The organism is Thiohalobacter sp., from assembly GCF_027000115.1.
Classification (GTDB): Bacteria; Pseudomonadota; Gammaproteobacteria; order Thiohalobacterales; family Thiohalobacteraceae; genus JALTON01.
In genome coordinates this window covers 53,535-60,809 of the sequence record NZ_JALTON010000023.1, presented here as the reverse complement: position 1 = coordinate 60,809, position 7,275 = coordinate 53,535, and the positions used below count along the sequence as shown (strand labels likewise).

5 protein-coding genes and 1 pseudogene are annotated in these 7,275 nt (G+C 65.7%); 4 read left to right on the top strand and 2 right to left on the bottom strand.

The annotated features are described in order from the left end of the window. From MVF76_RS03685 to radA, 4 genes and pseudogenes are all read left to right on the top strand, one after another. The coding region (locus MVF76_RS03685) for a response regulator transcription factor (protein WP_297527439.1) at positions 1-236 on the top strand (236 nt) is incomplete at its 5' end. 124 nt (positions 237-360) lie between these two features. Next, positions 361-2,472, top strand: a complete 2,112-nt coding sequence (locus MVF76_RS03680) for a bifunctional metallophosphatase/5'-nucleotidase (protein WP_297527438.1) — start codon at positions 361-363, stop codon at positions 2,470-2,472. A gap of 310 nt (positions 2,473-2,782) precedes the next feature. Further along, positions 2,783-2,887, top strand: a pseudogene (locus MVF76_RS12980) (group II intron maturase-specific domain-containing protein); the annotation flags it as partial. A 216-nt stretch (positions 2,888-3,103) separates the two neighbouring features. After that, positions 3,104-4,459, top strand: coding sequence for a DNA repair protein RadA (radA, locus tag MVF76_RS03675; RefSeq protein ID WP_297527437.1), 1,356 nt, complete (start codon positions 3,104-3,106; stop codon positions 4,457-4,459). Between the two features lie 217 nt (positions 4,460-4,676). Here radA and MVF76_RS03670 read toward each other — a convergent pair whose 3' ends face one another. Together MVF76_RS03670 and MVF76_RS03665 are read right to left on the bottom strand one after the other, a co-directional pair. Further along, positions 4,677-5,663, bottom strand: a complete 987-nt coding sequence (locus MVF76_RS03670) for a PilZ domain-containing protein (protein ID WP_297527436.1) — start codon at positions 5,661-5,663, stop codon at positions 4,677-4,679. 317 nt (positions 5,664-5,980) lie between these two features. Then, on the bottom strand, positions 5,981-7,267 hold the full coding sequence (locus MVF76_RS03665; protein WP_297527435.1) for an HlyC/CorC family transporter: 1,287 nt from the start codon (positions 7,265-7,267) through the stop codon (positions 5,981-5,983). Positions 7,268-7,275: the final 8 nt, after the last annotated feature.

The window sequence follows — 7,275 nt, the reverse complement described above, 5'->3', positions numbered from 1 at the left end:
TGGTCGGGCGCAAGGCCTCCGACGACAACCGCCTGATCGCCGATCTCTCTCCACGGGAGTTCGAGGTCTTCCGGCTGCGTGCCGAAGGCATGTCGGTCAACGACATCGCCGAGCTGCTGAACGTCAGTCCCAAGACAGTCGGACACCACAACACCCGGGTCAAGCAGAAACTGGGCGTGAGCAACGCCTCCGAACTCACCCGCATGGCGATCCGCCTGGGCATCGTTTCCCCCTGAGAAATCGGCATTCTGCCGAGGCCGCATCAGGATTTTCCCTATTCCTGCCTCCCGTCCCCAGTTCTACTCTGGAATCCGGCGGCCAACCGCCGCTGGAGCATTCGAGGCATCGGAGGAGAACAAGATGAAATCCAGCAATCTGACGAGCCGCCTGGGCGCGGCCGCGTTGGCGATGAGCCTGGCCCTGCTGGGCCTGCAGGCGCAGGCCGGCCCGCACCACGGCAAGACCATCACCCTGATCCAGCTATCCGACGTGCATGGCAATCTGGTGCCCCATGCCGGCATCCTAAAGACGGCCGACGGCGAGCGCTACGTGACCCAGGGCGGCGGTCTGGCCAAGGCCAAGACCCTGATCGACGAAATCCGCGCCGACAACCCGGCGAGTCTGCTGCTCGCCGTGGGCGACACGGTGCACGGGACGCCCGAGGTCATGTTCACCGTGGGCGATGCCATCATGCCAGCCCTGAATGCCATGGGCATCGACGCCTACACCCCCGGCAACTGGGAGTTCGGCTATGGCCCCGCCGTGTTCCGCAACCGCTTCGCCAGTTTCGGGCCCAAGCCGCCGCTGCCCGCCAACATCCGGGTCATGGCAGACGCCTATGACGGCCCGGGGGTGACGCCGGCGGCCTTCCCCACCATCGCCATCAACCTGTACAACGACGCGGACAGCGCCCCGCTGCCACCGCAGCTCCACAACAAGCGGGTGTTGCCGCCCTACAAGCTCTTCGACGTGGACGGGGTGCGGGTGGCCGTGATCGGCATCACCGCTGCCATCGTCCCGCAGCAACCCAAGGTGTTCAACATCGGCCTGCGTTTCACCCAGGGCATCCAGGAACTGCCGGGTATTATCGAAGAGGCCAAGATGCAGGGCGCCACGGTGATCGTGGTCCAGTCGGAACTCGGCCTGGCCCAGAATCTGGAGATCGGCCGCCGCTTCGAGGATGTGGATGTGGTGCTCTCCGCCCACACCCACGAAGTCACCCTGAATGCCCTGGTGGCCGATGAACACCGCATCCGGCCCAAGGCGCCCCGCCGCGTGCACTACCTGGAGCACGATGAGACCGTGGTGGTCGAGACCACCGAGGATCTCTTCCTCGGGCGGCTCGATCTGGTCGTGCGCGGCGGCCAGGTGACCGGCTTCGAATGGAATGCCATCCCCGTGGACGACGAAGTACCGGAGGATCCCGAGATCAAGGCCCTGGTGGACCACGCTGAGGCGCCCTTCATCGGTGACACGGTGGTGCGCCACACCTTCATGCCCGGCGGCTACTGCCCCGGCAACGACTGTGGCGACATCACCACCCGCGGCCTGCAGCTCACCGAGAGCCTGGACACAGTGGTCGGACACACCGAAGTGATACTGCACCGCGGCAATGCGCTGGAGGACGAGATCAACAACTTCATCGCCGACGCCATCTTCAACGTCGCCAACACCGTTGTCCCCACCGGCGTGGACCTGTCCATGACCAACGGCTTCCGCTTCGGCCACGCCATTCTCTCGGCCGACGTGGTCGCCCCCGGCCAGGGCTTCCGCGATGGCCGCAACCCTGGCGACATCACCCTGCGTGATCTCTACACCCTGTTCCCCATCACGCCGGCCGTAGCCGTGGCCGAGTTCTCCGGCAAATCCATCCTGGACAGCATGGAAACCGTGCTCACCGCCGTGTATGACCGCAACCCCTTCTTGCAGCGTGGCGGCTGGTACGTGGGTATGGCCAACATGACCCAGAAGATCGATCTGGACAACCGGCCTTTCAGCAGCTCCGGCGGGCGCATCGTGGAAACCACCATCGGCGGGGTGAAGCTCGACCCCAGCAAGCGCTACCTGTTCGCTTCCTGCTTCCCACACGGCGAGGCACTGGACCGCATCTGCCGCACCAGCGGTGGCACCAACCACATGTTCTTTGAACTCGCCGACGCCGACGACTACCGCAGCGGCATCAGCCTGGTGCCGCCGCTCAACAGCGAAGGCATTGTCAACGGCCCGCGGGTGAAGCAGGTGGCGCCGGACCGCTTCGTGCACGCCGTGCACCTGATGCGCCTCTACCTCGACAGCCTGCCCGGCCGCACGGTGACGGGCGACAGGGTGGCGGTCGGCCGGGTGCAGACGGTGGATTCGACCCAGGCCGGAAACCCGCCGGTGCCGGCCCCGGTCTCCGAGATCGATCCCACCCTCATCCAGCCGCCAGAAGGGGCGGGCCCGAAGTTCTACTATGGCCTGCTGAACGACTGAGGGAAACCGGCCACGTGAAACGGCCCATGTCTTCGGCAAGGGCCCTCTGGAAGCGGCGCGCAAGCGCCGCTTTTTTTGGTGCGCCCAGCATGGGCGCACCCCTGCGGGTGCAAGTCCCGCCACGAGCTGGTCACGGCGAGTGAAGCGAAGCGCAACTGCGGGAGGGTGACTGACCGTGGGGAGGAGGCGTGGGGCGTAAACCGCGAGCCGACGAACAGGAACCGGATACAAGGCACTGCCGGGTAGGGCGAGCGGGCCAAAAACCGCGAAGCGCTCGTGGCCAAGGCGAAGCGGTGTAGATCCGGCGGGCATTGCGGCGAACAGCCGGCGGTGGTGGCGTAACAGCCGCTACCTGCTGAACGCCGTCATGCCGATCGCCTTCTTCGACCGGCTGGGTGTGCCTCGGCTCTCATGACCTCAACTTACCGAACCGCCCGGTACGGACCCGCATGCCGGGCGGTGTGGGAGGGGCTCGGTCAGGTGTCCTGACCGCCCCTATCCCGACCCGACACAAACAAACTCTTGTTAAGTTGGCAGCATGCCCGGTTTCGGGATCCACCTCAGGTGCCCAACAGACGGGGCTGTATGGTGTATGACGCACGCGGACGGGTGCTGAGGTAGGATAGGCGCCATGGCCAAGGTGAAGACCCTGTACAACTGCAGCGCCTGCGGGGCGCAGTCGCCCAAGTGGGCGGGGCAGTGCCCGGATTGCGGGGCTTGGAACACGCTGGTCGAGGCGGTGGCGACGGCAGTGGGCGGCGAGGGGCGCTTCGCCGGTTATGCCGGCGCCCGCAGCGCGGTGCGAGCGCTGGGCGAGGTGGCGCCGGGCGAGGAAACGCGCGAGGCTACGGGGCTCGGGGAACTGGACCGGGTGCTGGGCGGCGGCCTGGTGGCCGGATCAGCGGTTTTGCTCGGTGGCGATCCGGGCATCGGCAAGTCCACTCTGCTGCTGCAGACCCTGGCGGCGCTCACAGGCCGGCTGGGCGTGCTCTATGTCACTGGCGAGGAATCGCCCGAGCAGGTCGCGATGCGTGCCCGGCGGCTCGGCCTGGCGGCTGACGATCTGTCGCTGCTGGCGGAAACCCGGGTCGAGGCCGTGCTCGAGCTGGCCGCGCGCGAACGGCCGCGGGTGCTGGTGGTGGATTCCATCCAGACGGTGTTCACCGAACAGTTACAGTCGGCCCCGGGTTCGGTGGCCCAGGTGCGCGAAGCCGCAGCCCGGCTGGTGCGCTTCGCCAAGCAGTCGCAGACGGCCCTGTTCCTGGTCGGCCATGTCACCAAGGAGGGGACCCTGGCCGGTCCGCGGGTGCTGGAGCACATGGTCGACACCGTGCTCTACTTCGAAGGCGATCCCGGTGGACGCTACCGGGTCATCCGTGCCATCAAGAACCGCTTCGGTGCGGTCAACGAGCTGGGCGTGTTCGCCATGACCGAGACAGGCTTGCGCGAGGTCGCCAATCCCTCGGCCATCTTTCTGTCCCGCCACGACAGCCCGGTGCCCGGCAGCGTCATCATGGTCACTCGCGAGGGTACCCGGCCGCTGCTGGTGGAAGTCCAGGCACTGGTGGCGGAAAGCCATCTGTCCAATCCACGCCGAGTGACCCTGGGCCTGGAGCAGAACCGGCTGTCCATGCTGCTGGCCGTGCTCGCCCGGCATGGCGGGGTGATGGTGGGGGATCAGGACGTGTTCGTGAACGTGGTCGGTGGCGTGCGCGTCGCCGAGACGGCGGCCGACCTCGCCGTGCTGCTGGCGGTGCTGTCCAGCTTCCGCGACCGGCCGCTGCCGACCGACCTCATTGCCTTCGGCGAGGTTGGGCTGGCCGGCGAGGTGCGCCCGGTGCCCAACGGCGAGGAGCGCCTGCGCGAGGCCGCCAAGCACGGCTTTCGCCAGGCCATCGTGCCGGCAGCCAACGTCCCCCGCAAGGGCATCCCCGGGATGGACATTACCCCCGTCAAGCGCCTGGCCGAGGTGATGGAGCGGGTCTAACAAGTAGAGCGCCACGGAATCCACTGAATCCACGGAAAGGAAAAGGGATGGGGCGAAAAGTGCGCATGGTGCACCCTACGGGTTCGAACCCTTGTCGCGGCGGAGAATCCAGGGCCTCGGAACAGCGTGGTGCCCCACGAACCGACCAATCCCCTTTCCGTGGATTCAGTGGATTCCGTGGCGCTCTTTCTCACCGAGTACCGAATACAGCCAGGCGCTATCCCAGCGCCGCCAGTTCCCGTTCCAGCAGCCGTTCGTCGGCGAGATTGAGTTCGACCAGACGGCGCAGGTGGGTGATGCTGTCGAGGTCGATGTCGATGCATTCGAGGCCCATACGCTCGTTCTCGATGTGCGACACGCGCACGTCCATGCGGATCACCGTCTGCTCGTCCAGTGCCACCTGCAACTGGTAGCAGCCGTCGGCGTTTTCCTGCCAGTTCTCGGGCAGGGCGATCAGCGCACCCTTGAGTGACAGGTCGAGCAGTCTCGACTCCCAGCGATGACTGTCGTCGGCCAGCACGGCATGAGTGTCGAAGGGGATACGGCTGAAGCGGCGCTGCTCGCGCTCGCCGGCCGGTATGGGCTCGGGCGCGGCCTGCCCGGATTCGTCCTTCTCCAAAAAGAAGTTCAGGACCAGCTTGCCCAGGCGGATCTCGTCACCGTCGGCCAGCTTGCGCGTCTGGTTGCCGATGGATTCGCCGTTGACTTCGGGCGGGGCATCGCCTTCCAGGTGGGAAATGAAGTAGCCGTGGTCACGCCGCGCGATCATGGCCGAGCGCTTCCCCGTCTTGCCCACGCGGGTGAGGGCGCGGTTCAGGCGGATGGTGCGGCCGAGATGGGAACCGCTCATGATCTGCAGCCAGCCCTCGGGCGTGGCCCGTCGCGGGCGGGTGTCGAACAGCGCGGCAAAGGTGGCCTCGTCCTCGGTATAGGTGAGCTGGTGCTTGCCGACCTGAATGCGGTCACCATCACGCAGCAGCCGCGATTCGAAGCGCTCGTTGTTGACCATCACCGCCTCGATGCCCGGTGCCGGCTCGACGCGGTAGCCATGCTCGTCGCGCCGCAGCACGAGCTGTTCGGGTGCTACCGCAAGACTGTCGATGTGGATGCCGCAGGCGGGATCCCGGCCGACATGCAGATCGCGCCCGGTGAGGGGGTAGATCTTCAGCTTCTTGTCCCGGAATGACAGGGTGAGCTTGGCCATGGATACCTGGGTTCCGTGTTCTCGGCTGCCGCTGTTCTGCAGCAACTGATTGAATTTAAAAGGTGTCCCCATCCGGACACAGACGGACGGCCGTCTGCTCCGAGTATAGGCGAGCAGGCACCCAATGCAGGCCCGCCGCTGGCCCGCTATTGCACCAGGGCGGAAGCGGGCTAAGGACGAAATCGGCATGGTCAGCGATTTATTGAGGGGGTTCATCGTGTTGGTGGTCGCGACTTGTGATGCCGGTCATGTTCGGCGGGTCCGGCAAGGCGGTCAGCGAATCACGGTCTGCGGAGACGCATGGCGGCTGCGCCGTATCAGTGCGCGGTTTCGGACGGTTGCCGTCCCTCCAGCTTGGGATAGATCTTGGCCGTGCGGACCACATTGTCCTTGATGTGCACGATCTCGACCGGATGGCCGGCGAGCAGCAGGCTGGTGCCCGGCTCGGGAATGGTCTCCATGTGCTCCAGTATAAGTCCGTTGAGGGTGTTCGGGCCGTCGGTCGGCAGCGTCAGCTTCAGCTTCCGGTTGAGTTCGCGGATGCTGGCGGTGCCGTCGACCAGAAAGGCGCCATCATCGGTGCAAACCACGCCACGCGTCAGCTCGGAGGGGTCGGTGGTGAATTCGCCGACGATTTCCTCGAGGATGTCTTCCAGGGTGATCATGCCGAGGATGTCGCCATACTCGTCGACCACCAGCCCGGTACGGCGCTGTTCGTGCTGGAAGTTCAGAAGCTGGCGGGTGAGCGGTGTGCCCTCGGGCACGAAGTAGGGTTCGCGCAGTACCTTGCGCAGATTCTCGTGTGTCAGTTCTCCGCGGCGCAGCAGTGGCAGTACATTGCGCATGTGCAGGATGCCGATCACCTGATCGATGGATTCCTCGTATACCGGCATGCGCGCATAGTGGGTGTGGGCAAGCAGGTTCTCGATGGTTTCCATGTCATCGGACAGGTCCACGCCGACGATCTCGTTGCGGGGGATCATGATGTCCTCCACCGCGATTTCCTCGAGGTTGATGAGGTTCAGCAGCATGCTCTTGTGCTGCTTGGGAATCATGGCGCCGGCTTCCAGTACGACGGTGCGCAGTTCCTCGCGCGAGAGCGAGTCGTTGGTGCTTTCCTCGGGACGCAGGCCAATCAGGCGCAGCAGGGCGTTGGCCACCATGTTTACCGCCCAGACCAGCGGATACAGCAGTTTCAGTAGCGGACCGTAGACGAAGGCTGCCGGGAAGGCGATGCGTTCCGGGGCCAGCGCAGCCAGGGTCTTGGGCGCCACTTCCGCGAAGATCAGGATCACCAGGGTGAGCAGACCGGCGGCGATGGCGATGCCGGCCTCGCCCAGCAGGCGCAGCGCGATGATGGTGGACAGCGACGAGGCAAGAATGTTGACGAAGTTGTTGCCCAGCAGGATCAGGCCGATCAGCCGGTCGGGGCGCTCCAGGAGCCGCAGTGCCCGCTGCGCCCCCCGGTGTCCGTCGCGGGCCAGGTGGCGGAGACGGTAGCGGTTGAGCGTCATCAGCCCCGTCTCCGACCCGGAGAAGAAGGCCGACAGCAGGATCAGTACCAGCAGGGCACCGAACAGCACGCTCAGGGGGATCTCGTCCACGATCGGCT